The 25,148-nt window shown below is 43.1% G+C and carries 24 protein-coding genes and 1 pseudogene; 9 read left to right on the top strand and 16 right to left on the bottom strand.

What is annotated here, in order from left to right:
* Positions 1–81 precede the first annotated feature (81 nt).
* Together OCT63_RS07055 and OCT63_RS07050 are read left to right on the top strand one after the other, a co-directional pair.
* Positions 82–1,389, top strand: a complete 1,308-nt coding sequence (locus OCT63_RS07055; protein WP_269983445.1) for a TolC family outer membrane protein — start codon at positions 82–84, stop codon at positions 1,387–1,389.
* Positions 1,389–2,000 carry an OmpA family protein gene (locus OCT63_RS07050; RefSeq protein WP_269983444.1) on the top strand — a complete coding sequence of 204 codons (612 nt, stop codon included), beginning with the start codon at positions 1,389–1,391 and terminating at the stop codon, positions 1,998–2,000. The genes OCT63_RS07055 and OCT63_RS07050 overlap by 1 nt, the downstream gene beginning before the upstream one ends.
* A gap of 204 nt (positions 2,001–2,204) precedes the next feature.
* Here OCT63_RS07050 and nhaA read toward each other — a convergent pair whose 3' ends face one another.
* The 5 genes from nhaA to OCT63_RS07025 all read right to left on the bottom strand — a co-directional run bounded on the left by nhaA (position 2,205) and on the right by OCT63_RS07025 (position 9,382).
* Positions 2,205–3,368: a Na+/H+ antiporter NhaA gene (nhaA, locus tag OCT63_RS07045; protein ID WP_269983443.1), complete on the bottom strand. Its 1,164-nt coding sequence runs from the start codon at positions 3,366–3,368 to the stop codon at positions 2,205–2,207.
* Between the two features lie 274 nt (positions 3,369–3,642).
* Positions 3,643–4,791 (bottom strand): lipocalin-like domain-containing protein, encoded by a 1,149-nt coding sequence (locus OCT63_RS07040; RefSeq protein ID WP_269983442.1) that lies wholly within the window; start codon positions 4,789–4,791, stop codon positions 3,643–3,645.
* Complete coding sequence (locus tag OCT63_RS07035) at positions 4,781–7,234, bottom strand: ABC transporter permease (RefSeq protein WP_269983441.1); 2,454 nt, start codon at positions 7,232–7,234, stop codon at positions 4,781–4,783. Before OCT63_RS07035 ends, OCT63_RS07040 begins: the two co-directional genes overlap by 11 nt.
* Positions 7,215–7,886 (bottom strand): ABC transporter ATP-binding protein, encoded by a 672-nt coding sequence (locus tag OCT63_RS07030; protein WP_269983440.1) that lies wholly within the window; start codon positions 7,884–7,886, stop codon positions 7,215–7,217. The genes OCT63_RS07035 and OCT63_RS07030 overlap by 20 nt, the downstream gene beginning before the upstream one ends.
* Before the next feature lie 122 nt (positions 7,887–8,008).
* Positions 8,009–9,382, bottom strand: coding sequence for an MATE family efflux transporter (locus OCT63_RS07025; RefSeq protein WP_161686447.1), 1,374 nt, complete (start codon positions 9,380–9,382; stop codon positions 8,009–8,011).
* Positions 9,383–9,478: 96 nt separating this feature from the next.
* Here OCT63_RS07025 and OCT63_RS07020 point away from each other — a divergent pair, with 96 nt between their 5' ends.
* A complete protein-coding gene (locus tag OCT63_RS07020; protein ID WP_161686445.1) occupies positions 9,479–10,909 on the top strand; it encodes a DUF2867 domain-containing protein in 1,431 nt (476 codons plus the stop codon).
* 174 nt (positions 10,910–11,083) lie between these two features.
* Here the strand turns inward: OCT63_RS07020 and OCT63_RS07015 are convergent, their stop codons facing one another.
* The 3 genes from OCT63_RS07015 to rsuA form a co-directional block, all read right to left on the bottom strand.
* Positions 11,084–11,743, bottom strand: a complete 660-nt coding sequence (locus OCT63_RS07015; protein ID WP_060467946.1) for a DUF2913 family protein — start codon at positions 11,741–11,743, stop codon at positions 11,084–11,086.
* On the bottom strand, positions 11,743–12,960 hold the full coding sequence (locus OCT63_RS07010) for a Bcr/CflA family multidrug efflux MFS transporter (protein WP_161686442.1): 1,218 nt from the start codon (positions 12,958–12,960) through the stop codon (positions 11,743–11,745). The genes OCT63_RS07015 and OCT63_RS07010 overlap by 1 nt, the downstream gene beginning before the upstream one ends.
* A 169-nt stretch (positions 12,961–13,129) precedes the next feature.
* Positions 13,130–13,825 carry a 16S rRNA pseudouridine(516) synthase RsuA gene (rsuA, locus tag OCT63_RS07005; protein WP_161686440.1) on the bottom strand — a complete coding sequence of 232 codons (696 nt, stop codon included), beginning with the start codon at positions 13,823–13,825 and terminating at the stop codon, positions 13,130–13,132.
* Between the two features lie 97 nt (positions 13,826–13,922).
* Between rsuA and OCT63_RS07000 the strand changes: the two genes are divergently transcribed.
* The 6 genes and pseudogenes from OCT63_RS07000 to OCT63_RS06975 form a co-directional block, all read left to right on the top strand.
* Positions 13,923–15,665, top strand: a complete 1,743-nt coding sequence (locus tag OCT63_RS07000; protein WP_161686438.1) for a DEAD/DEAH box helicase — start codon at positions 13,923–13,925, stop codon at positions 15,663–15,665.
* A gap of 104 nt (positions 15,666–15,769) precedes the next feature.
* Complete coding sequence (locus tag OCT63_RS06995) at positions 15,770–16,174, top strand: PepSY domain-containing protein (protein WP_060467950.1); 405 nt, start codon at positions 15,770–15,772, stop codon at positions 16,172–16,174.
* Between the two features lie 64 nt (positions 16,175–16,238).
* Positions 16,239–16,898, top strand: a complete 660-nt coding sequence (locus OCT63_RS06990; RefSeq protein WP_017057576.1) for a response regulator transcription factor — start codon at positions 16,239–16,241, stop codon at positions 16,896–16,898.
* Between the two features lie 71 nt (positions 16,899–16,969).
* Complete coding sequence (locus OCT63_RS06985; protein WP_161686436.1) at positions 16,970–18,319, top strand: ATP-binding protein; 1,350 nt, start codon at positions 16,970–16,972, stop codon at positions 18,317–18,319.
* A gap of 324 nt (positions 18,320–18,643) precedes the next feature.
* Positions 18,644–18,922: a 50S ribosomal protein L25 gene (rplY, locus tag OCT63_RS06980; protein ID WP_161672672.1), complete on the top strand. Its 279-nt coding sequence runs from the start codon at positions 18,644–18,646 to the stop codon at positions 18,920–18,922.
* 831 nt (positions 18,923–19,753) lie between these two features.
* Positions 19,754–19,879: pseudogene (locus OCT63_RS06975) on the top strand (IS110 family transposase); the annotation flags it as partial.
* 45 nt (positions 19,880–19,924) lie between these two features.
* Here OCT63_RS06975 and OCT63_RS06970 read toward each other — a convergent pair.
* The 8 genes from OCT63_RS06970 to OCT63_RS06930 form a co-directional block, all read right to left on the bottom strand.
* Positions 19,925–20,134 carry a DUF3955 domain-containing protein gene (locus OCT63_RS06970; protein WP_060467953.1) on the bottom strand — a complete coding sequence of 70 codons (210 nt, stop codon included), beginning with the start codon at positions 20,132–20,134 and terminating at the stop codon, positions 19,925–19,927.
* 292 nt (positions 20,135–20,426) lie between these two features.
* Positions 20,427–20,852 carry a hypothetical protein gene (locus OCT63_RS06965; protein ID WP_161686434.1) on the bottom strand — a complete coding sequence of 142 codons (426 nt, stop codon included), beginning with the start codon at positions 20,850–20,852 and terminating at the stop codon, positions 20,427–20,429.
* Between the two features lie 716 nt (positions 20,853–21,568).
* The gene (locus tag OCT63_RS06960; protein WP_161686432.1) at positions 21,569–22,024 is read right to left on the bottom strand and encodes a hypothetical protein; all 456 of its coding nucleotides are present in this window, start codon (positions 22,022–22,024) and stop codon (positions 21,569–21,571) included.
* Between the two features lie 51 nt (positions 22,025–22,075).
* Complete coding sequence (locus OCT63_RS06955) at positions 22,076–22,927, bottom strand: IS3 family transposase (RefSeq protein WP_161688637.1); 852 nt, start codon at positions 22,925–22,927, stop codon at positions 22,076–22,078.
* Positions 22,924–23,232: a transposase gene (locus tag OCT63_RS06950; RefSeq protein ID WP_017054517.1), complete on the bottom strand. Its 309-nt coding sequence runs from the start codon at positions 23,230–23,232 to the stop codon at positions 22,924–22,926. Before OCT63_RS06950 ends, OCT63_RS06955 begins: the two co-directional genes overlap by 4 nt.
* Before the next feature lie 189 nt (positions 23,233–23,421).
* Positions 23,422–23,934 carry a hypothetical protein gene (locus OCT63_RS06945; protein ID WP_269983439.1) on the bottom strand — a complete coding sequence of 171 codons (513 nt, stop codon included), beginning with the start codon at positions 23,932–23,934 and terminating at the stop codon, positions 23,422–23,424.
* Between the two features lie 161 nt (positions 23,935–24,095).
* A complete protein-coding gene (locus tag OCT63_RS06935; protein ID WP_161688576.1) occupies positions 24,096–24,593 on the bottom strand; it encodes a hypothetical protein in 498 nt (165 codons plus the stop codon).
* 309 nt (positions 24,594–24,902) lie between these two features.
* A partial coding sequence (locus tag OCT63_RS06930; protein ID WP_269983438.1) for a hypothetical protein occupies positions 24,903–25,148 on the bottom strand: 246 nt, incomplete at its 5' end.

Below are 25,148 nucleotides of genomic sequence, written 5' to 3'. Positions count from 1 at the left end.
TTATACAGCCTGTCTCTCAACGAAGCAGAAAATACTGCTCCGAGAATGGTCAAAACATATAAAAGTAGAAGGAGAGCTACTTTGAAATTGTTTAAACTATCCATCATGTGTTGCTTAGTTGCTACAACACCGCTTGCCGCTCAAACTCTAGAACAGTCTGTTGCGATCACCTTGGCAACGAATCCAGAGATAAAAAGTATATTCAATGAGTATGTGAGCGTAAAAAAACAAAATGACGCCTCTGGTGGCGCTTATAAGCCTAGTATCGACTTAGATGGAGGTATCGGTTACGAAGGTATAAACCCAGCACCAAATAACGGACCTGATACGGATCTAACCAGAAAGGAAGCAACGATATCCCTAACTCAATTATTATGGGATGGTTCCGCGACTCTATACGACATTGATCGCACCGCCGCTGAAGCCGAATCGGTTCGCTTACAATTGCTCGCAGACGCCGAAGACAAAGCACTTGAGGTGACCCAAATCTATCTAGATGCAGTGAAAGCGACTGAGGTATTAGCCCTATCGGAAAGTAACCTAGCCATACACAAAAAAATCTATAAAGACATCAAAAAACGAGCTAATTCTGGTATAGGCTCAACGGCAGACGTTTCCCAAGTAGAAGCTAGGATCGCAAAAGCTCACGGTAATTTATTGGCTGCGCAAAATAATTTGATTGATACCCATACCCAATTTAGACGAATTGTGGGTCAAGAACCGCTAGGCTTAGTTTACCCGAGAGCTGATATCTCTATGCTCCCTTTGTCATTAACAGACGCCATCGTTGACGCTTTGGATAAGCACCCAGTCATCAAAGTCGCTTCTGCAGATGTTGATTCAGCATACTTCCAATACAAGCAGTCGAAGGGAGTGAATTACCCAACTTTCTCTATTGAAGCATCTCAATCATGGCGTGATGACGCTGGTGGGGATGAAGGTTCGAGCCAAGAAACACTGGCAATGTTAAGAATGCGATACAACCTCTATAATGGTGGTACTGACAGTGCGAACTCTGAATCGGCAGCTTACCAACTGAACAAAGCCAAAGATCTAAGAGACCGTGCTTATCGACAAGTAGAGGAAGGCCTTCGCCTATCTTGGAGTGCATTGGACCTGACGTTGCAACAAAAAAACTTCTTATCTGACCATGTAGATTCAGCTTCAGAAACCGTTATCGCTTATGAGAAACAGTATCGAATTGGCAAACGTACGCTCCTTGATCTGCTTAACACCGAAAACGAATTATTTGAAGCCCGTAAAGATTACTTAGATGCCCATTACTCTGAACAGTACGCTAAATATCGTGTAATGAACGCTACCGGTTCTCTATTGAATGCTCTACTGGTCGATATACCAGACGAGTGGACAACGGCCGTGGAGTATTAATGATGAAGACACCTTACTTATTACTTTCTGCTTTAACATTAACGTTATGCGCATGCTCTAACCAAAATGAAGAGACCTACATAGAAACGCCGGAAGCAGAACAGATTTCCGACCTGCAAGACGATGATAACGATGGCGTAGTTAATGCTCGAGACACTTGCCCTGGCACACCTGAAACGTCACTCGTTGATAATGAAGGTTGTGGAGAGACAGTTCGCTCTCAAGATGTCAGACAGTTGAGAATCCTGTTTGCCAATGATTCGTTTGAAGTTAACCCGGTCTTCTCTGATCAAATCACGACCATGGCTGAATTCTTAGAAACCTATCAAAGTGCGTCTATTGAGATTCAAGGTTACGCCAGCAAAGTGGGGGCTAGTGAATACAACTTAGAGTTATCGAAAAAACGCGCTCACCAAGTTGAAGATGAATTGCTATCAAATGGTGTCGACCCGAGTCGAGTGAGAGTTATTGGTTACGGTGAAGAGCGTTTAGAAAAAGACGGTGATGACCCTATGTCTCACGCACTAAATCGAAAAGTAACGGCGACGGTAGTGGGGCTAAGTGAACAAATCGTCGAGGAGTGGACAATATTTACCACACTAGAAAAGTAGCGAGACACTCTAGCCTCTAAATATTGTGGACTTGGTTTTAAGACCAACAGCACCAAGCCAAAAATGCCTGACACAACTAAATGCTAGAGAACTCATTGCTAAAGAATAAGATAAAAAGCCGTGATAGGGTTACCCTACACGGCTTTTTTGTTTGTTGTCACATGAATCATCGTGAGACTCGGTTCTTGTTACTCGGTGAACCGATTAAATTCCCACTTGCTGTTGGTTTGTTTTCGGTAGAGAAAAACGCAGTAAGATATAACCCAAAATCGCAGCAGTCGTTGACCCCATCAAGATACCGAGTCGAGCAAACGTATCAAACTCCGCGTTCGTTGGACCAAACGCCAGTGAAGAGATAAAGATTGACATTGTAAAACCAATACCGCACAACACAGATACTGCGAAGATATTCGTAAAGTTCACACCTTCAGGAAGCTTAGCGATACCAAGTTTCACCGCGCCCCAGCTAAATGCAAAGATGCCAAGAGGCTTACCAATCAATAGACCCATAGCGATACCTAGAGGCAACATACTTGTTAGGCTTGAGATTGAGATGCCTTCCAAAGAAATACCTGCATTTGCAAATGCAAAAATTGGCAAGATCGCGAAAGCTACATATGGGTGCAATGCATGCTCTAAATGTTTCAGTGGAGAATGCTCCCCTTTGTTACCTTTCAGCGGGATCGCAAAACCAATGACTACACCTGCCAATGTTGCGTGAACCCCAGACTTCAGTACTGCGAACCAAAGAATTGCCCCAACAATTAAATACACACTCAGCTTAGTTACATGTTTGTTGTTTAACATGAACAGCACGCCAGTTGCGATAAAACCAATAGTTAGTGCAAGTGTTGATAGGTCGCTTGAATAAAACAGTGCAATAATGACAACAACACCCAAGTCATCAATTATTGCCAACGCAAGTAAGAATACCTTCAAGCTTACTGGCACACGGTTGCCTAGTAGAGCCATGATACCCAATGCGAATGCGATATCAGTTGCTGCTGGGATAGCCCAACCCTGTAATGCTTCTGGATTACCAGAATTGAATAACACGTAGATAAGTGCAGGAGCTAGCATACCACCCACAGCTGCGATAGCTGGGAAGATTGCTGTTTCTTTAGACTTTAATGCGCCTTCTAAAAGTTCGCGCTTCACTTCTAAACCGATGAGAAGGAAAAACACAGCCATTAAGCCATCGTTAATCCAGTGAGACATAGACATACCAAGAACGTAACTGTGAAGTACACCTTGGTACATGTCGTTCAGTGGTGAGTTTGCTACAAACATTGCGATCGCCGCAGCGATGACTAGTATGATGCCGCCAGCAGATTCCATTTTAAAGAAGTCACGAATGACGTCGGTCATGATTTCGCCCTTATATTTATTATTTAAATAAACGAATAACAAAGAATAGCTATGAGTTTATATCCAAGCTTTAACGATAGATAATCACTTCTCCGGATGTTTAACTTCGGTTTTTCCTACAAATACTAAACAATACGTCGTATATTCCATAATGTTATTATTCCCCATTAAATAAGTATAGATGAGATAAACGAAGCTGTATTCACAATTTTTTACGCCGGACGGAAATCATTAACATAAAAAAAGGCTATCAAATGATAGCCTTAGGTGTTTTCTAGTAGCCGGTTAACTGCATAAAGCCTTTCGCTTCATGGCTGCCACTCGCCATTATTGGTCCTTCCCAATAAGGTATAACAAAAGGTAACCACATATCTCTGCGTTGGATACGTGTCGTAAGGTTGATATCGTACTGTGGCACGTTGATTATCCACTGTAATGGCATTCTTCTGCCATTCAATAACGTCGTGTTCTGCAGAGGCTTAATAGAAATATCAGAATCCGTTAATTGGTAGACTTTACCTGAACGTGTGGCTAATGTTCCAAATACATAAGGTAACTGTTGGTTATGGCGATAGCGGCTAATACTCAGTGCTGTACCATCATCAAGGTTGAAAACAAACCAGTCCCAGCCTTGCTGCCCGACGCCGAGCAAGCCACTGCCCCACTCTTTGTGTACCCATGCCGTACCTTTAACTTCCTTGGTAACACCATCTAGGTTCAACACCCCATTCAATGATAAAAAGGGGGCACTAAAGTTGTAAGACGCAACAGGCAGTAAGTCGTGTTTTTTCTGATACCCATGCTCATCATTGAGCACATAAGGCCCTTTTGCCACGGTATCCAATTCAAGACCAAATGTATCCGTTTTGACTTGAAGACGACCAGGGAATGGTGTGTTCCCCAGTGAACGCCAGTTCCAGTTATCAATCCAGATTCTAAACGGGCGATTGGTCATTCCAGCTTGGCCAATACCACCTCGCGCCAAACGCTGCTCTTTCCAGACTTTAGATTCAGAAGAGATCACTACATTTGAAATATAGATCTGTGGGCTTTGCCATCCCGGAGTCTCGCGTTCATCTGTTGCTATACGAAAGAAACTCCATTGAACCGAGTACTTTTTACCATCTTCCCCTATCAACGATGCAAAGTAGTGCCACCATTCGTGTTGAAAATCTGGATGAAATGAGAAATCTCGCGGTAAAGAAACGTCTCTATCTGGCAGCACTGGCTCAAATACATTGAAGTACTCACTAACCAGCACCGAATTGACTTCATTGACTCCCTTTTCACCGGCATCAACAAAATATGAGTAATAGGCCCAAATACCGACAAGAGCACCGAAAAAACTGACTAATAAAAGAGAAGAGACAACTCGATGTCTTAGTTTAGTGGTGCGATTCCGTTGAGACATATTAAAGCGCATCCCTAAGTGATTTCATCGGCGTGTTCCGAATCATTCTCATAACAGGTAAAGCTCCAGCAAGCATTAATGCTGTCATTGCCCACGCAAATGTCACCAAATAATCCCATGGAATCACTTGCAGCTCGAGTGACCAACCAAAAGATTGCTTAATAACAATATCAACAATCAAACTTGCTAAAGCCAAACCAAGCGGAACGGCTATCAAAGAGGAAATGAGTCCAAATACAAACAATTGTAAGCTACCAGTTAAAATCAGTTCTTTTGCAGATACACCTAAGCACCGCTGTAAAGAAATGTGCCTTTGACGCGACACCTCCCCTGCGACAGTAGCAAAAAAGATCCCGAAAACCGCAATAACTAAAGTAATGTTACCTAATGTGTCGGCAATCGCGAACGTTCTATCAAACACTCGCATGGCTTGGCTGTGGATATTGTTATTGTCGAAAATACGTTCTGAGCCTAATCGAAATATACTCTCTAATCGGCTACGTAAACCTACAGAATTCACATCATCTTCTAATATAACGCCAAGCCCTACATTGCCTCTGCCTGCAAATCCATACAACCAGTTTCGATGTGACATCATTACCTGATGATAAGGATTGCCATAATCGTAATACACACCAACAACCTGCCAACCGGAACCTAGGCTGTCATAAAGGTCAATGTAGTCACCAGGACGAATGCCCAACTTTAAAGACATCGACTCGCTGATCAACACGCCTCTAGAATGGTGTAAATGGTACCAATAATTTGGTATACCTAACTTAATCGTCAGTGCTTCCAGTTCACCCTCAGAGGAGCCAGTACTCACCATTTGAATACTACCGACAGGTGAAGCGAGATCTTTCTCCCAGCGCCACCACACAGACTCTACTTCAGGTTGTTCTGACAACCAACTACTCATACGAGCTGCTGCATTGTTGGTTGGGTAGATATATAAATCCGCCGCCAAACGTTGTGTTAACCATTTGTCGGTGGTGTCCCTAAAGCTTCCAACCATGGTCTCAACACCAATATTGGCCGTTAATGCCAACATAAAAGCCATGGTTGCAACACCACGATAGCTCATGCTTGAGGCAGCATCAGCGAAGAACCAACGAGCACGAACCCAACGTAAAGAATAAGAGAGGCTATTAAATAGCTTCCACATCAAGAAAGGTGTAAACAGAGCCACACTAATCAGCATCAGAGCGATAATAGCAAAACCCGACTCTTGGGTCTGGGGAGCTTGATATACAGCAACAGCCGCCACACAAAAACCACAACCAATCAAGGCCTGCCAAGTAAACTCAGTACCAGCAAAACGCATCAATGAAAGCCGAGAGGTCAAACGAATAGGTTGAGACTTAAGTAAACGAACCAACGGCCAAGCGCAAGCTAAGAATGCACCAAGCAATGCCATTAATAAGCTATAGCCACTCCAACGCCAATTCCAGCTTAACGTTAAACCAACATTAGCATCATAAAGGTCGCCCAAACTTGAAGAAACAGCGGGTAACAATTGGTTAGCGAGCATCACGCCAAATATATTGCCGCATATCCAGCTCAGTAGAACCAAAAGCAACAACTCTAAACAAAGTGCTTTTGTTAACTGCCACCCTGAAACACCGGTTTGTCTTAGAATACCGACTAACGGTTGACGCTGAATAAAAGAGAGCGACATCGCTTGGTAGAAAATAAATAAACCGACCACAAAAGACAGCATCCCCATCGCGATCAGGTTCATATGAAAAGCACTGGTCAGAGACTCAAGCTCCGCCTTCGAACTACGAGAAATAGTCAACCCATTCGGTAATATATCTTTGAGTCGTTCAAACTTCTCCGTTGGCATGTCTGAGCACGCAATCACCGAAAGCCCAGAACTGCGTTTGAGCATTCTAAGCAAAGAAATATCCGCTATGAGACGAGTACCGTTGATCAGGTTATTTTGGTCAATGACGATTGGCCCTAACTCAGAGCCATCTATAAGATGGATATAATTCCCATTCGTCCACCCCATATACTCAGCAAGATCATTACTAACAAGAATTGGGTATGGTGGCTTCATTAGGTTTAAAGTCGTGAGGTCTTTTAAGGCAGTATCAGGCTGAAGTTGGAGCATAGACACGGGGTCTAAACCAGTCAGCATAAAGTTCGCCCCGTTTTCATCAGTGATACGATGATAGTCAAAAGGAGAGCACTGCTGAAATCCATCACGGCGAAGCTGAATATAAAAACCTTGTGGAATTTTATTGGCGTTGTGTTTTGGTCGAATACGGTAAGGAAGAGGATTTGAAAACAGTCGCTCGCCATGGGTATAGCTTTGTTTGGCATGTTGGTTGATTGCTGTAACACCAACCAGTAGTGAGACGCCAAGGGTTAAACCAAGCCATACCAAGATAATCTGAAGAGGGTAACGTCGATAGTGACCAAGTAGCGCTTTAACTACGGGCCATAACATGCAATTGCCCTCCTTGCAGACGGATTCGACCATCCATGTGTAACGCCACTTTTTCACTGTGAGTGACAAGCAACAGTGTACATTCTAATCGACGAGTCAACGAAGTCAGTAAACGCATCACCGCTTCTGCATTTCTCTCATCCAAACTACCCGTTGGCTCATCAGCCAATAAGATTTTGGGTTCCATATACAAAGCTCGAGCAATCGCTGCACGCTGTTGTTGACCACCAGACGCCTCTTCTGGGTAACGCCCGAGTAAAGGCATTAAATCGAGAGCGGATAGAATTTGTCGCCACAAACCTTTATCTTCAGGTAAGCCTTTTAGTTGTCGGCAAAAGCGGATGTTGTCGGCTATGTTAAGCGTTGGAAGTAAATTGAATTGCTGAAAGATGTGACCGATATTATTTCTGCGATATGCGGTACGATTGCGCTCAGTCGAATCATGCATATTGAAGTTAGGAAAAGCGATTTCACCAGAATCGGCAAGGTCTAAACCCGCAATAAGATTCAGTAACGTACTTTTACCGGAGCCGCTTTCGCCCATTAATGCCAACTGGTCACCTTGGTTTAACGTTAACTCTGCACCTTGCAAAACAGGGTGAAATTCCCCCCCATCGACATAGCCTTTACATAGGTCTGACAGCTTTAACATTAAACCGCTCACATTAGTTAGAATTTGGAAGAAGAATCTACACTAATTCCCTGTTAGGAGGAAGTATTTTGAAAGATAGATCACACGCCAATAATAAAGTGATGTGATAGATGCGCTCTACTTCAATTTTCTATTAAATTTTTAATCCATTTCCTTGTTTTTACCCGATAGAGCGAACCGCCCCATTTAATCACCTCTTCAGTTAAGAACAGTAAATACACCCACTCAGGCGTGAACTTCAGATAAATAGCGGCGATCGCTGCCAGTGGAATACCGATAACCCACTGAGCAATCAAGTCTTGATAGAGACAAAACTTAACATCCCCTCCTGCTCTCAGTACCCCTACAATGACCGTCATCGGAATTGAGCGAAGCACAATTCCTACGCTTAGAATCAGAATGAACTTTTCCGAAAGGGCTCTGGTTTCCTCAGTCAAAGCGCTAAACGAATTCAGTATTGGCGTTTGCATAAAGTAGAGAAAAATCGCAACAACAATACTGGTCAAGAAACACAAAATCGTTAAGCCCAAAGCTTGATAGTAAACTGCTTCATTGTGCTTAGCACCAAGTTGATTTCCAACCAAAACCGCAGCCGCATTCGACATGCCAATCAATAGGCTCAATGAGATAGACTCAACCGGCGTCATGACTGACAGTGCAGCCAAACCTTGAACGCCCGATTGTCCCATGATTGCGTGATAAGCAAAAAGGCCACCAGCCCAAGCTAAGAAATTAAACGTCGTCGGCAACGATAACTTCAGAAAACGAACCACTTTTTCAACGGTCGCTGCCGCTTTAATATCGCAGAATTTAAAGGCTAATAAATGCTTAGAGAAATAGAGGTAACCAAACAAGGTCGCCACTTCAATAGCCCCACTCATTACCGTCGCAATCGCTGCGCCTTTTATACCAAGAGCAGGAAAGCCCAAATGACCGAAGATCAGTACCCAGTTTAAGAACACATTAGAAAGGATGCCAATACCACTAAAGAAAGTACTGAGACCCGGTTTATGCATCGCTCTTAAGCCAACAGCCATGCTGCTAACGCACGATACCGCCAACATGCTAAATGAGGTAATAACGATGTATTCCATACCCAAATTAATGACTTCTTGAGAGTCCGTGGTCACGCCCATGATTTGCGCAGGGAAAGAGACAAAGAAAACAATAGTCAGTAACGCAAACAACGTCGAGACCAACCACGTTAGTGCCGTGCTTTCTCTCACACCTTGTTTGTCGCCCGCTCCCCAATATTGTGCGGTCAACAATGCGCCACCCGTGGTCACACCCACCAACATAATGGTGGTCACGAACATCGCTCGGCTTGCAACACCGACTGCGGCAATGTCTGCTTCTCCAAGCTGACCCAACATCAACACATCCACTAACCCTCGGCTTGAAAACATAATGCTCTGCAAAGTGATAGGCAAAGCAATCGCAATAAGCCTACGAACAAAATCACCGCGAGTGTGATGAAGAATGGAAGAGAGCAACATAGAGATACCTAAACGGAACGTATTGATGAATAAAGATAAATATCGCGCTATTATATCAATGTTCGGTTTTTAACCACAGAGATAAATGGAGTAACAATGAAGAAAGTACTGGTTTTAGGCGCTTCTGGATATGTTGGTTCACAACTCCTCCCTCTCCTGCTTGAACAAGGCTACCAAGTCACTGCAGCAGCAAGGCATATTGACTATTTAAAGGCAAGAACCCAACCTCACGACAACTTATCACTTGAATACCTTGATCTCGCCGATCAAGCGGCGACGCAAGCATTAGTGCCTGATTTTGATCTTATCTTCTTCTTAGTTCATGGGATGGCAGAAGGCCATGATTTCATTGATTACGAACTCAGCTTAGCGCGTAACTTTATTTCAGCGCTTGGGCCGAAGAATCAACACGTTATCTATCTCAGCTCTCTTCAGCCTCAAACCGGTGACTCAGAACACCTTCAAGCCAGAAAAAAAACCGGACAGCTACTTCGAAAAGGCCCCGTTCCAGTAACTGAACTCCAAGCAGGTGTGATTATTGGCCCCGGCTCTGCTGCATTCGAGATCATGCGAGACTTCGTTTACAACCTACCCATCATGATTGCGCCAAAATGGGTCGACTCGAAAGCCAACCCTATCGCCTTAAAGAACCTTAATCATTACCTACTCAAACTCGCACAATACACACCAAGTGATAATCAAATCTTTGAGGTGGGCGGTCCAGACATTGTCTCTTACCGCAACCAGTTTGCACATATTGCCAAAACGGCCGATCGACCACTGAGACTTTGGGCTACATCCCTGCTAACACCTAAAATCGCCTCCTATTGGTTAGGCGTGGTAACTTCTGTCCCTTCAAATATAGGCAGAGCACTTCTTGCAGGCTTAAAGCATGACTTTATTGCTAGTTCGACGACCATAAGAGAAATGTACCCTCAGAAGCTTATATCGTTCGAGAGTATGGTTGAGCAAGCCATTCACGCTGAAGGAAATTTCGTTAAAAGTAATGTCTGGGGCTTCGATAAAACCGCGTTCAAACGATGGCAGGCTGGGTATGGCTACTACCCCAAGAAAACCGGTGCAAGCATCACTTCAACCGCGTCACTGGAATCACTGTGGGATGTCGCACAGCAGATAGGAAGCCCGAAACAAGGTTACTTCTTTGCTAACGCTTTATGGCGCACACGAGAATGGCTAGATGTTCTGTTTGGTGGCGGTGTCCCTATTCGACAAACACCGCAGGGACCAACACTAAAAGTCGGTGACAAGATCGATTCATGGAAAGTCATTCGCTGTGAAGAAAACCAGTTCTTATCTCTACTTTTTGGTATGAAAGGCCCAGGGTTAGGGAGACTGGAGATTGCGCTATCTGACCAAGGTGACTGCCGCGAACTGAACATATCAGCTTGGTGGCATCCAAAAGGCTTTTTAGGATTGTTATATTGGTTCGCAATGATGCCAGCCCATCTGTTTATCTTTAAGGGCATGGTGAAGGCGATTGAGATGCAAGCACAAGAGCAGGATTAGAAGCGGATACAGGATTAGAGTAACGGGATGAGAAGAGATTAAAAGCAGATTAGAGATTCGAGTGCCGAGATGCGAAAAGACTTAACAGCAAATTTGCGACACGCGCTATGAGAGGCAAAAAAGAGCGGATAATTCCGCTCTTCGTATCTCTCATCTCGTATCCCGAATCCGCTACTAGCCAATAAAGCTAATTGGAATCTCAGCCAATTGATTGCCTTGGTTTGCAGGATAAACGATATATTCACCGTGGTACTTCACCGCAGACTTGTAGTCCGTCACTTTGTGAAGCATAAAACCCGCTTCCATCGCCGCTTGAATAAACTCAGCGTGGTTTCCGCGAACAAACCAGTTCATTGGCTTAACCATCAACTCGCCGTCGAAAGAGTCGTCACACTGTTTGCCACACAAGGCAAATGAGTGCTCACCATCGGTAAAGAATTGGATTTTTCCACCAGTGGTTAGCTCGTCTTCGCTTGATACGCTCCAACCCATCTCGTACATCTTGTCCATAAACGCTTCAACATCGCTGTCTTTTAGCGCTTTCGGCTCCTCGCCTTCAGGGAAAAACTGACCGTAGAAAGCAGAGATACGTTTGAAGGTAAAGGTTAAATCAGAGTTGTTACCCTTTGAGCGCCCCTGCTTTTGCCAGCGAACTAAGTCCGGCACAATCACGCGATCGTAAGATTGAGCCTTAATCGCTTTGGTTACCCAACGAACAAGGTAAAGGTTGTTTGCAATAGGTGCGTCAATCGCTTTACCTGACTTATGCAGAGCGTATAACTCACCTAGCGCATCATTCACTAACTTCTGAATTTCAATATAGTATTTTGACATTATGCCTTCTTTCCTAATGTCCAATATAGTAATGCTGACATTACTGCACACGCAGCCATTACCATAGCCATAGACCCAGCACTGTCACTTGGTAGCATCGCAACGATCGCTCCAACGACAGAACCAGTACCAAATCTTAATGTTCCCGCAAGCGATGAAGCCGTGCCTGCCATGTTTGGATAACCACTTAGCAATAGACCCATGGAGTTACTACCAATTGTAGAAATAGTGCCAATAAACAGCATCACAAACGGCACAATACCCCAAAGCCCGAGATCCAATGCCCAACCGGCCAGTAAACCCACGCCAGCCAGTAATTGAATGACTAGCGCTGTTCTCAGCATGGTATGAGAACCGACCTTTTTAACGATTCGACCATTGATTGTCGTCATTAGAATCATCGCAACAATGTTCAGGCCAAACAGATAACCGAACAGGTCAGGACGTACGCCGTAGATATCAATGTAGACAAAAGAACCTGCGGTTAAGAATGCAAACATCCCAGAGAACGAGAACGCACCCGAGAAAATCAGGCCCATAGCGGTCGGGTTTTTACATAAACGAGCGTAATTGCGAATCGTCGTTTTAAAGCGCAGTGGCTGGCGATTTTCAACAGACAGTGTCTCAGGGATTTTGATTATTACCGCGAGGATCACAATCACCGCAAAAATAGCTAAGACCCAAAAGATTGAACGCCAGCCGAACCACAATGCCAAGTAACCACCAATCATAGGTGCGATAAGTGGCGCAACCGTCATCACCAAGGTAACGAACGACATCGTTCTGGCGAAATCTTCACGGTCAAACATATCACGCACAACGGCTTGGATAATGACCGCCGCCGCCGCTCCTGAAAAACCTTGAGCAGTACGAACTAACGTTAACGCTTCAATGCCATGAGTAGTGGCACTCACAACAGACGCAATCGCAAAGAGGAAGACACCAATCAGTAGAACTGGCTTTCGACCATAACTGTCGGCTAACGGGCCATGTAACAACTGACCTAACGCAAAACCTGCGGTGTACGCTGTGAGTGTGATTTGTACTTCACCCGCTGTTACGCCGAGATCTTTGGCGATCGTTGGCATTGCGGGCAGGTACATATCGATGGCGAGTGGTGTCAGTGCACCAATCGCACCCAGAACCAAAAATAGCATCCAACCTAACTGAGGAGTTTGTGGTTGTGAATTTAGGGTCTGTTGGGTAGATGTTTGCATAACTCTCCGACTAAGTACGAGGTTTATGTGAGCAGGAACATTCGCACAACAATACACGAATATGGGCATAACAATAACAAATAGGAATAATGGCTGAAACTTTCCTAGTACCAGTCAACATCATCAGCCGACGCTATCCTTAGTCGGCTACATCTTACGACAGAAAAGACTACTTCCAGATAGAGTCGACTTCTTCTTGCGTTAGGTAACGGTATTCACCTAATTCTAAAGATTCGTCCATCTCAATTTCGCCAATACGCTCACGGTGTAGTGCTTCTACCTTGTTACCAAGCGCCGCAAACATACGTTTTACTTGGTGGTATTTGCCTTCGTGAATCGTTAATAGAACTTCACGCTCTGCACGAACATCAAGATGTGCAGGAAGTGTTAGGCTATCTTCACTCTTAAGCTGAATACCTTCTTTGAACTTCTCAACGTAGTCAGCTTCAACAGGATCAACCAACCACACACGGTACGTTTTTTTGCATTTATGCTTTGGCGATGTAATACGGTGGGACCACTTCCCATCATCAGTAATCAACACAAGGCCAGTAGTATCAACATCGAGACGACCAGCAAAGTGTAGCTTGTCCATTTTGATTTCATCAAGCAATTCAAACGCGATACGATTTGCGCCATCTTCATGCGAACAAACAAAGCCTTCTGGCTTATAAAGCATGATGTAACGTGGGCCGTGAACATGCAGTTCATTCCCTTGCCATTCTACCACGCACTCTTCAGTTACCTTAAGTGAGCCGCTTTTTTGAATGACATCATTCACTGTCACTGCTTTTGATTTTAATAAGTGTGTTGCTTCTCTTCGCGTGACGCCTAATGCATCGCACAGAAATTTATCTAAACGCATGAATACCTCAACTAATCTAAGTCAGGTATTATAGTCACCTTTGCTCAATTAGTTGAGCTATTTCACACTATTTGTTTTTCATTTTACAAGATGCGATATGTATACACTCCGCCCGTACCAAGCTGACTCCGTAAAATCAGTGATTCATTACTTCAGAAAACACCAAACTCCAGCGGTTTTGGTATTGCCAACCGGGGCAGGCAAAAGCCTTGTAATTGCTGAATTAGCAAGGCTTGCGAAGGGCCGCGTTCTGGTGCTGGCTCACGTTAAAGAACTGGTAGAGCAAAATCATGAAAAATATGAAGGTTATGGGTTAAAAGGCTCAATTTTTTCTGCTGGTTTAGGCCGCAAAGAGACCGACCAACAAGTGGTATTCGCGTCGGTTCAATCCGTGGTTCGTAACCTCGATTCATTCTCCAATCAATTTTCACTTTTAGTTATCGATGAATGCCACCGTGTGCCTGACGAAAAGAATAGTAGCTACCAGAAAGTAATCACTCACTTACGTGAAAATAATTCGGGAATTAAGGTCCTTGGATTAACTGCGACCCCTTATCGTCTTGGTATGGGATGGATTTATCAATATCACACCCGCGGACAAGTGCGCTCAGACGAGCCACGTTTCTTTCGAGACTGTATCTTTGAGCTGCCCATTCGTTACTTACTTGATGAAGGCTTCTTAACCCCTGCCCGCATGATAGATGCGCCAGTATTGAGTTATGACTTCTCGCAATTAAAGCCAGCAAGCACGGGCCGTTATAAAGAAGCCGAGTTAGACATGGTGATCGAGCAATCAAAACGCGCTACACCGCAGATTGTCGACCAGATCATTCACCTAGCCCAAGACAAGCTCGGCATCATGGTATTTGCCGCCACCGTTCGACACGCGCAAGAGATCATCGGTTTACTGCCGGAAGGTGAAGCATCGATTGTCATTGGCGACACACCTACGTTAGAACGCGACCAAATCATCAATGACTTCAAAGAACGTAGAATCAAATTCTTGGTCAACGTGTCAGTTTTGACAACAGGTTTTGATGCACCGCATGTCGATTTAATAGCCATATTGCGCCCCACAGAGTCCATCAGCTTATATCAACAAATTGTTGGCCGAGGCTTACGTTTAGCTCCAGGCAAAAAAGAATGTTTAGTGCTGGATTATGCAGGCAACAGTTACGACCTTTATCAACCAGAGGTAGGCGATCCAAAGCCGGATTCCGACAGTGAGATCATTACGATTCCCTGCCCTGCTTGTGGCTTCAACAACAATTTTTGGGGCAAACTAGACAGTAATGGCTTCTTACTCGAACATTTTGGTCGTAAATGCCAAGGCTACTTTACCGATGAAGACACAGACGAACGCGAACATTGCGGCTACCGTTTCCGTGCAAAATACTGCGGTGAATGTGGTGCCGATAACGACATTGCTGCGCGAATTTGTCATGAGTGCGATGCTACTCTGGTTGACCCAGACAAAAAGCTTAAAGAAGCACTCAACCTAAAAGATGCCTTGGTGTTTGAGTGTTTGGAAATGGATCTCAACGTGCTTAAAGATGACAAAGGAAAATCACAACTTAAAGTCACCTACCGCGGCGAAAACCAGGCACAAGTGCATGAGTTTTGGTCATTAACTACCAAGAAACAGAAGCAGAACTTTAAGGATCAGTTTGTTCGCCCCCACCTTGCCGACAGACACAGGCCATTTGAAGAGTCCTCACCTACAAAAGTGGTTGCTCACCAACATAGATTCCGCCCGCCTCAATTCGTGATTGCACGCAAAGTTGGGCGCTTTTGGAAAATGAGAGACAAGATATTCGAAGGTGAGCTTCAGCAGCGCTAATACCTCATTTTTTGAGAACCTAAAACTCATAATTAATCAGGTTCACTTTCTGTTCAGAATTACTTTTTTATACTGAACGCTATCAACCTTCTCTAGGATTCGCTATGTTTAATAAAGCTATGATTTCTTTGTTTTCTTTAAGCTTAGGCTTACTGGTTTCTGTTGGCGTATGGGCTGATTCAGCTCATAACGGCCATGACCTTGTACAAGATGTCCATAAAGCAGGAACCCGTATCGAATTTGAAGAAGATCAAGATGAAGTCTATGACGCTGTACGAGCAGGCTATATTCGTCCTTTCTCAGAAATGTACGCAGCGGTCGAAAATGATCTGCACGGCAGAATTATTAAAGTAGAGCTAGAAGAAGACGATGACGTCTGGGTCTATGAGCTGAAAATCAATTTTCAAAACAACATCATCAAAGTTGAATACAATGCTGAAACATTAGAAATGCTGATGATAAAAGGTCGCAACTTTAAAGAAGCTATCAAAAACGACCATCACGAGTAAGCGCTGAAAAGTTAGCCAGCGACATCAGCAAGATTTAGCCTAAAAATAAGAAGAAGAACCAGTCATGAAAATTTTAGTCGTTGAAGACGAGCCGCGTTTGGGACAACAGATTATTGAAACACTCGAGGAAGCCGACTGGGTTCCAGAACTTTCTCGAGATGGTATCGATGCACTTTACCGAGCAACATCAGAAGCATGGGACGCGATCGTTCTTGATTTAGGTTTACCAAAGCTTGATGGGCTAACAATATTAAAAGGCATTCGAGATGAAAACATCAATACACCAGTTATTATCTTGAGCGCTCGTGACACCCTAACTCAGCGTGTAGAAGGATTAAACGCAGGGGCCGATGATTACATCACTAAACCTTTCGAAATGGTTGAACTAATCGCTCGGATTCGAACTCAACTACGTCGAGCATCTGGTAGTGCTTCGCCTATCCTTCAGATTGGTGACTTAAGCTTAGACACTCGCAGCTCTAAAGTGCTTTGGCAAGGGCAAGCTGTAAGCCTGACAGCATTAGAATATAAAGTTGTTGCTTACTTCATGCATAATCAGAACAAAGTCATATCTCGTACTGAGCTCATCGAACATATTTACAAGCAAGACTTCGACCGTGACTCAAACACTGTCGAAGTGTTTATTGGTCGTATTCGTAAAAAAATCGCACCGAAGATAATCAAAACGGTTCGTGGGCTTGGTTACCAATTAAATGCCGAATAACCCTCTCAATATAAGTGGACAGTCTATTCAGATCATCGTAATGCTGACGAGTATAAACTGGCTGGTAATGAATGAATTTAAAAAGAAAAACACTTAAAAACACCAGCCTAAAAAGCCGCTTGCTCCTTGCTGCGGCTTTTTGGCTAGGTGCTATGATATTAGCAGCAGGTATCGGTATACCAAAACTGGTTAACGACTACCTCGTCGATGACATGAAACAACAGCTTGGCTTAACCATGGATGAGCTAACAGCCAATATCGAAACCAATAATCATGGAGCACTGATAATGGCTGAGCGCCTTTCAGACCCCAGATTAAACCAACCTTACAGCGGTATCTATTGGCGCGCCTCAACCCAAGATCAAATCATTCGTTCTCGCTCGCTATGGGACAAAGACCTCACTATAAAACGGTCACCGATACATACGTCAGTCAAAGGGCCTAAAGAGGAGAAACTGATCTATATTGAGCAAGATATCTACCTCCCTGAACTAAGTGACCCTGTCACTATAACTATAGGTATGAATGACAACTCATTAGAATCGACACTCAATCAACTCACAGGGCAAGTGTGGCTTATATTACTGCTATTGTTCGTTGGTGTTTTATTGTTGATAGGTATTCAAGTCAGTTGGTCTCTACTTCCTCTGAATAAGATGCAACGAGAGTTAGCATTACTAAGAAAGGGGGAACAACAAGGCTTAAGCGATAATTACCCAAAAGAAGTGTCGCCATTAGTGTCTGATCTCAATGCCTTGCTCTTCCATTATCAAGAATTGTTGGAGCGAGCTCGTAACCACGCAGGCAACCTTTCTCACGCCTTAAAAACACCACTATCGGTTCTCAAAAATGAAATAGAGAGGCTTCCCGATGATGAGAAGAAACTCTTACAGGAACCTATCCATCAAATTCAAAGCCAAATAGATTATCACCTTGGCCGTGCACGTATGGCAGGCGCAATGAACATCCTTTCGGTTAAGTCGTCGCCCTGTGAACGTGTCGAGGCAATTGCGATGGCGTTTGACAAAGTCTATGCCGACAACAACGTAACCATGGTCAACGAACTGGATTTAGAACTTGATGTTGCAGTTGAAAAAACCGACCTCGATGAAATGCTCGGAAACCTGCTCGAGAACAGCTATAAATGGGCACGTAGTATTATTCGAGTGCACGCCAAGGATCTTACTGACGGCAATGTTGAATTAATTGTAGAGGATGACGGACAAGGTATCCCTGAAGAAAAACTCGAACAGGTAACGAAGCGAGGTGTTCGTCTTGACGAAACCACACCAGGAACAGGACTTGGGCTTAATATTGTGAATGAGATGGCTCACAGTTATCGAGGTAGTCTAACACTCCGCAAAAGCTCTATGGGTGGCTTAAGAGCCTCTCTAATCCTAAAGGTTTCTCAGACTCGTTAGAACCTCGATACCGGTTATTGAGTAAGTTGATAGCTATTACTGTCTAATTCTACCTTTAACCAAAGAGGGTGAATTCTATTTTCCAAATTGCCCAACATTTGAAAGACGGACCAAACATCATCGACATAAACGTACACTTTATCGACAAACAAATTTTTTAGCTCTCTAAATGAGCTATCAAAAGGATCTTACTTGCTCAATTAATTATGTGATGTTAGTATCCGCGCTCGCTTAAGCATGATCTCGTTTATGCCTAAGCATTGCCACACACTCAAGGTCGCATTGAGGTGTGAAGTTAATTTTTACTAATTTGAGAGTAAAACTATGAAATTTGAAGCAGTAGTACGTACTGAACTAGGTAAAGGTGCGAGCCGCCGCCTACGTCACGCTGGTAAATTCCCAGCTGTAATCTACGGTGGTGAAGCAGCAGCTGTAGCTATCGAACTTATTCACGATGACGTGATCAACCAAATGGATAAGCCTGAATTCTACGAAACAATCACTCTACTGATTGACGGCGCAGAAGTTAAGGTTAAACCGCAAGACGTTCAACGTCACGCGTTCAAGCCTAAAGTTGAGCACATGGACTTCATCCGTATCTAATTCCCTACCAAGGAATAAGATTGGATAAATCCAAGCCTTCTGCATAGAAAAGATAATCGATCTTACCAGTCGAAAAATCTAGAAATTCGAAACCCCGATGCTACCAACATCGGGGTTTCACCGTTTTTGAGCCCTCAAAAACGTCGTAAATCTCGCGCAATACACTGAAAAGAATTAACTTTCCCCTCCCCCACTTTATCCCAACTTTGCTGGGTGGATTAAGGGTGGACGAAAGGTGGTACTAGTACCTAAAACCTGGAAAAATTGAAGTCGGTGCCGATATTTACTGTGGTAGGTTGCCGTCCATTTGCAGCCCTAAAGGGAGTAACCTAACTCCCCGACTTAGAGAGAATGCATCAAAGATAAACTTAATTTCCCTTAGAGATGCTTAGGAGTGCTGACACATCAAATCAAACCTTCCCCCAACCGGTTATGATTCATCAACAATCGCTTTGATGACTTCATCTAGCTATGAGTACAAAATAGCAGAACGGCTACATTCTTTATTTCATAAAATATTTTTCCAATCCGATTCTTTGATATCTATATGATCTCCATAAAGTGTCACTTATCAGCATGAATCAAGGCACCACGTTAAGGTGATTCACGTTGACTATATGAACAAAGCGAAAACTAAAAGGACTAGATAGAACATCGAATACTGGTTATACATCTAGCATTAGAACCACACACCAGCACAATAATCAATTTGTAGTTCATATACCTGCCGACTATTAGTGTATCAACGCCCCGTGTTAAGTGCTCTGCAAATACGAGCCAAAATGATAGCGAAGCGACACTCAGCCAACTGCTTTCCATGCAAACGATGGAGAAGAAGAGATATCAAGACTCATCGAAACTTGTCCTCAATACCAAGCCAAAAATGAGATACTACAAATCATGCTGGGGATAGGAAAAATAACATTAGCGCCTCCCATCAGTAACGTTCCAGAGCTTATTATAACGAAGCTCCTTCGTGTACTTGTAGCTTCATTAGCCCATTTACTGCGCCTTTCTATGTCTTGCGAAGGTGACAACTAAAGCCACCAACGCCAGTAGCTGAAAAAGCCAAAATAAAGGAATAAGTCCAAATGGCTCAACTAAAAAACCTTTTTCATCTACGGATGAGCCGATGATGTTATAAACAATTAAACACAAAATACCGCAGATACAGAAAAGGACGCTTATTTTATACTTACGGAGAAAATTCATCGGAACCTCAATATTTGAACATCTAAATGTTGGACATTCTTTAAAGGTACATGGTTCCCACCTATAAGTGTAATAAGGCAGACAAGTTATAACGCGCATAAAGGTGCGAGCAACACTCCCACTGCACTTAATTTGTACACCGTAAGCACGGAACTAAAACCAAAAATGCCAAGCGTTGGGAATCCGTCTAAAATGAGAAAGATGGTTGTTATCTTAAATTCAATACTAAGAGACGGTGTAATATGGGATAAAGATAACGTCAAAAATTAGCTATTGACGCCATAGCCTCTTGTTATGTTCGTACTTTTTTCACCTCTGAACTCAATAAAACAATGTGAGCAACCGAGATTGCAGCGATAATAAGTGGAATAAATACCGAAACGAGTGATAGCAAAATGTATATTTGAGACATCATTAGTTTTTCCCCAACACTGCCACTATGCGTCCAACCTGCTAAATGACCATCAGCAAAAAGCCCAAAAGAACCATAATAGTAAATTGGATACATTAACGCTGACTCTTTCCAATAACCTTTCTGCAAGTACCTAATTGAAACTCCAGAAATCAGGAATGCTAGTAGGCCACCAAACACTATAAACATAAAATCTGAAGGATATTTGAACGCTGTCCCCAAAAAGCTCCCTTTTGAAACTAAACTCGCGATAATCATTCCCAAAATGAACGTGATCATAGCGTTTGTTAATCTTAACTCTTTCATATTGCCCTCCGCTCGAACAGTATGAAATAGTCTCAGAAAGAAAATGTATAAAAAAGACTCAAGCTCGACTCATATCTCTTTTTTAACGATGAGCTAACGCTAAACTAAGTAGTGAGCAACGCAATACGAAGCCACCGCATGGCACCTTAAACACATAAATCAACGCATACTAAAAATGCAACACGTTGCGAATCTGCCTTAAGCGCTTTGTTATAACTCAGTTTCGTCGATGTACTCAATCTGCTTATTCACAGAAACTGCCAAAACTATTGCGAAAATAATGGCAATAGAGATTCTAAGAAACGCAGATGGAATGAGAGATTGTGTAGAAATGACAAATGGGCCAGCGAAACCACCGGATATTGCTCCTAGATAAGCTCGCCTCCTACTCCATTTCATCAGCGAGCCACATTCAATACAACGATACTTCGTCCAATGAGAACTAAAGAAAAACTAGCTAAATGCAACATTTTTCCGACACTTGGGACATTGTCTAGACTTCATAACTGCCTCGTAAAGATAAACCAAGCTCATATGAAACAACCCAATTAAAGAAACATCAAATACACTTGCTAGACTTTCGAGCGAGCTCATGAGTTATAACGCCCAATTAAGGTGTGAAGCACGCTACCACTGCACTCAATTATTACACCGTAAACACAAAAGCCGATTCAAACCAAAACCGCCTAGCGTGCGAATCCGTCTTAAAGCGTTTGTTAGGTATTAATAGGCACGAGCTTATACGAAACAAGTGCGCTAACTACCATAATTGTTCCTAGTAGCGTAGGTTCAAGCTTAAAAAAGGAGCTTTTAATGCGCTCCCATTTTTTAGCTCTTTGACCATAGTGGTTGGTTAAGTCATATACTGAGATACTTTCTTTTTCTGATTTGTTAATCCAATCACGTATCGCTCGATATCGAATAACGTATTTATACCAATATTGATGTCTCATCATTCCTTCAAGAAACCAATATAACAAAGCAGCTAGAACCGCTAAAAAAGTGATTCTTGGATCTTTGATTGTAAAAGCCAATCCAATAGCTCCTGCCCATAATGTTATGAACCAGTTTCTATTTCTGAAAATTAGGTCATCATATTTGTCGAAAGTGCCTTGTATAAGGGTCATTTCAACCTTAAGAATCTCAAGTCTATCTTTATTATCTGGTCTCATTGTTATCTCATTTAATACTGGTGTACCCCACAAAAAGTAGACAGTACATAACTACATACTTTCGTACTCAGCGGGACTGACATGCCCCAACGCTGAGTGTCTTCTTTTTCGATTGTAGAACATCTCGATATATTCGAAGATCCCCATTCGGGCTTCTTCGATAGTTTGATAATCTTCTGCGTAAATCAATTCGACTTTCAGTCGACTGAAGAACGACTCCATTACCGCATTGTCCCAACAGTTACCCTGACGACTCATGCTCGGCACGCCTCCATGCTTTCGCATGAAGTCCTGATACTTATAAGCTCTGTATTGTACACCACGGTCTGAGTGGACTAAGACGCCTTTCGGTGGCTTGCGTGACTTAAACGCCATTTTCAAAGCGTTGGTGATGAGCAGCTCTGTCATGTTGGTATCTAATGACCAGCCCACAATGCGTCTCGAATGAAGGTCTAACACTGTCGCGAGGTAGAGCCAACGGCTCTTTACCCAGATATAGGTGATGTCGGTGACCCACTTCTGATTGGGACTCTCGGCTTCGAAGTCTCTACGCAATAAATTATCGGCGACATTCGTCATCGCCGCGACGTCTTTACTGTATTTAAACCCTTTTCCATTGCGAGCCTTAATACCCTTTTTCGCCATAATATCAGCAATATAGTTCACACTGCAGGCATCGCCTGCTTTGTTTAACTCTTCAGCTAAACGAACTGAACCATACCTCGCACGATACTCGGCAAAGGTACACATAACTAACTGTTCAAAGCGACTTCGACGCTTTGCTCGCTCGCTAAGCGAGCGACATAACCATTTGTAATAACCACTCGGGGAAACACCTAATGCACAACACATGAGAACAACGGCATACTCACCCACATAACTTTCGATGAACTCGTACTTCACTCTTGCTGCTTCGCGAAGTACGCCGAGACCTTCTTTAGGAATTCCATTTCATCTTTAAGTCGTTTGTTCTCGCGCTTAAGCGCTCGCAGTTCTTCGGATTCTTTCTTGGAATAATCAACACCATCTAAAGTGTTAAACTGTTTATCAGACAAGCGGTTAAATTGACGTTTCCAGTTAGCAATCTGTTGGGCGCTGACGCCTAACTCTTTCGCAACGGACGCGGCTGTGCGACCTGGAAGCTCGGACAGACGAACTGCCTCTTTGCGGAATTCTTCTGTGTACGCTGGATTACGATGTTTAGCCATAAATCACCTCTCAATTAGACCCTAGATCTAACTTAATAAAGTGTCTACTAAACGTGGGGTACTCGGACACATAACGCCGCATTAAGGTGTGAGCAACGCCACCACCAAGCCTGAACCACTGCGCCATAAACACAAAACCCACCTTGAGCTGAGAATGCCAAGCGTTGCGAATCACTCTTAAATGCTTTGTTAGCTGGTTGATCTCAATGCTTCACTCCACTTTTTATCAAGTTGATCATAGCCAAGCTCTATTCTTTCCTTAAAGTTATCTCGATTTGACTGTAAATTTAAAATAAAGCTATCAATTATTGATAGATGTTCTTCCAACTGTTTAATTGACATCTTGGCACTCTCCAGTTTGAACTGTTCCATCATTACAGTCGCATTGTTATGTAAAGGCTCCAGTATCATTTCCTCAATGCTTTGTATATATGACTGCATGTCAATATTTGAAATATCACTCAATTCAAATTTTTGCTTTAACGTAATACAATCAAGTTTCATTTTATACGCAGTATCAAGTGCCTCTAAATGCTTGCGCTCAATACTAAGTACAAGTTCTCTTCGTTGATCTCTACCCCTACAAACATGTGTGTAATACAACGAGATAAACGCAATAACTATAGAGAAAAACACACTAATTATCGCGATATAGTCTGCAGTTGTCAGAGTTTTAAAATGTATTGAAACTGACTCAAACATGTAATTGTCCTTTTTTGTATCACAAAAACCAGCTAACGCTTTGTTAAGGTGTGAGGCGCGCAATACCGAAGCTCCCGCATACCACCTTAACCACTAAACCAACGCATAGTAAAAATGCCACGCGTGCCGAATCACTCTTGAACAATTTGTTATGCAATTTTTTAGAGCACCCTAGCCATAAGCATTTTTTGCAATTTATCTGGAAAACTATCCGCTGGAGTAAGATCATCAAACAACCATTCAAAATACTCATCGAGAATATCGACCAACTCTCCAATAGTGTAATATGCGTTCGCTACTGAGATTCCAGGCTGAGGTCCAAACACGTAAGTAAAATGATCCCTAATTTCTGGTTTGTGGACCTCTGTAACAACCTTTTTTTCATCGTTAGGTTTATCCAATCGGAAATGTTTTGAACCATTTGCTAGATCGCGCGTGGCATTAACTAGTTCCTTCATTTGTGACGGCGCTTTATTAACCTTTTTATAAAACAAGTTAGGTCGATTTTGTTTATCGTTTTTAATCCAGTCGTGGTGCAAGTGCCATGCAGTGACCACAAAGTTGAAGAAATCATAAGGGTGATAACTTTGAGTAACCCGTTGCCGCTCAAATTTTAATTTTTCACGTAGCTCGTGAACTGTCTCAATACCTACTTTCAAACGAAGTCCTCAAATTGCATAACGCTAAGCTAAGTGGCTAACAAACCTGTCACTTTACTCAATTTGAACACCTTAAACACGTAACGAAACCGAACCAAAAATGCCGAGCGTTTGTTAGTCCGTCTTAAGCGCTTTGTTAGTTTGCCACCACGATGAAACCAGAGGTTTAGCGCCAAGGTGCTGAATTGGCTATGAAACTACTGGCTTTGAATACAAAAGTAAAACGAACAGCTTAGAATTTAAATACAGCCAACAAAACGCACTTGGCGAAGAAGCGACATACGACAAATGGGCACGGTTTGCAGCGCTTTAACTGGCAAAGGATTCGTTCGACCAACCTGACAACCAAATATGACCAAGCCATTTGTTAACGAATGAGCCGCCAAGACAAAGAAAACGCATCAAAGAACTAGCAACAATGTAAGAACCAGTAAGTGACTCACTCGCCGCAAACGCTTCCAACATAGTGCCACCGGAAGGTTCGTGAGGTTGGAAAACGAACAGGTGAATAGCTAAGGCTCTTAAACCACAAACGCTTTTCTGCTCCTTGCAAAC

It is taken from the genome of Vibrio sp. RW (assembly GCF_027587105.1).
GTDB lineage: Bacteria > Pseudomonadota > Gammaproteobacteria > Enterobacterales > Vibrionaceae > Vibrio > Vibrio toranzoniae.
Note: the sequence above shows the minus strand (reverse complement) of the source record. Positions and strands in the feature narration are given on the sequence as shown.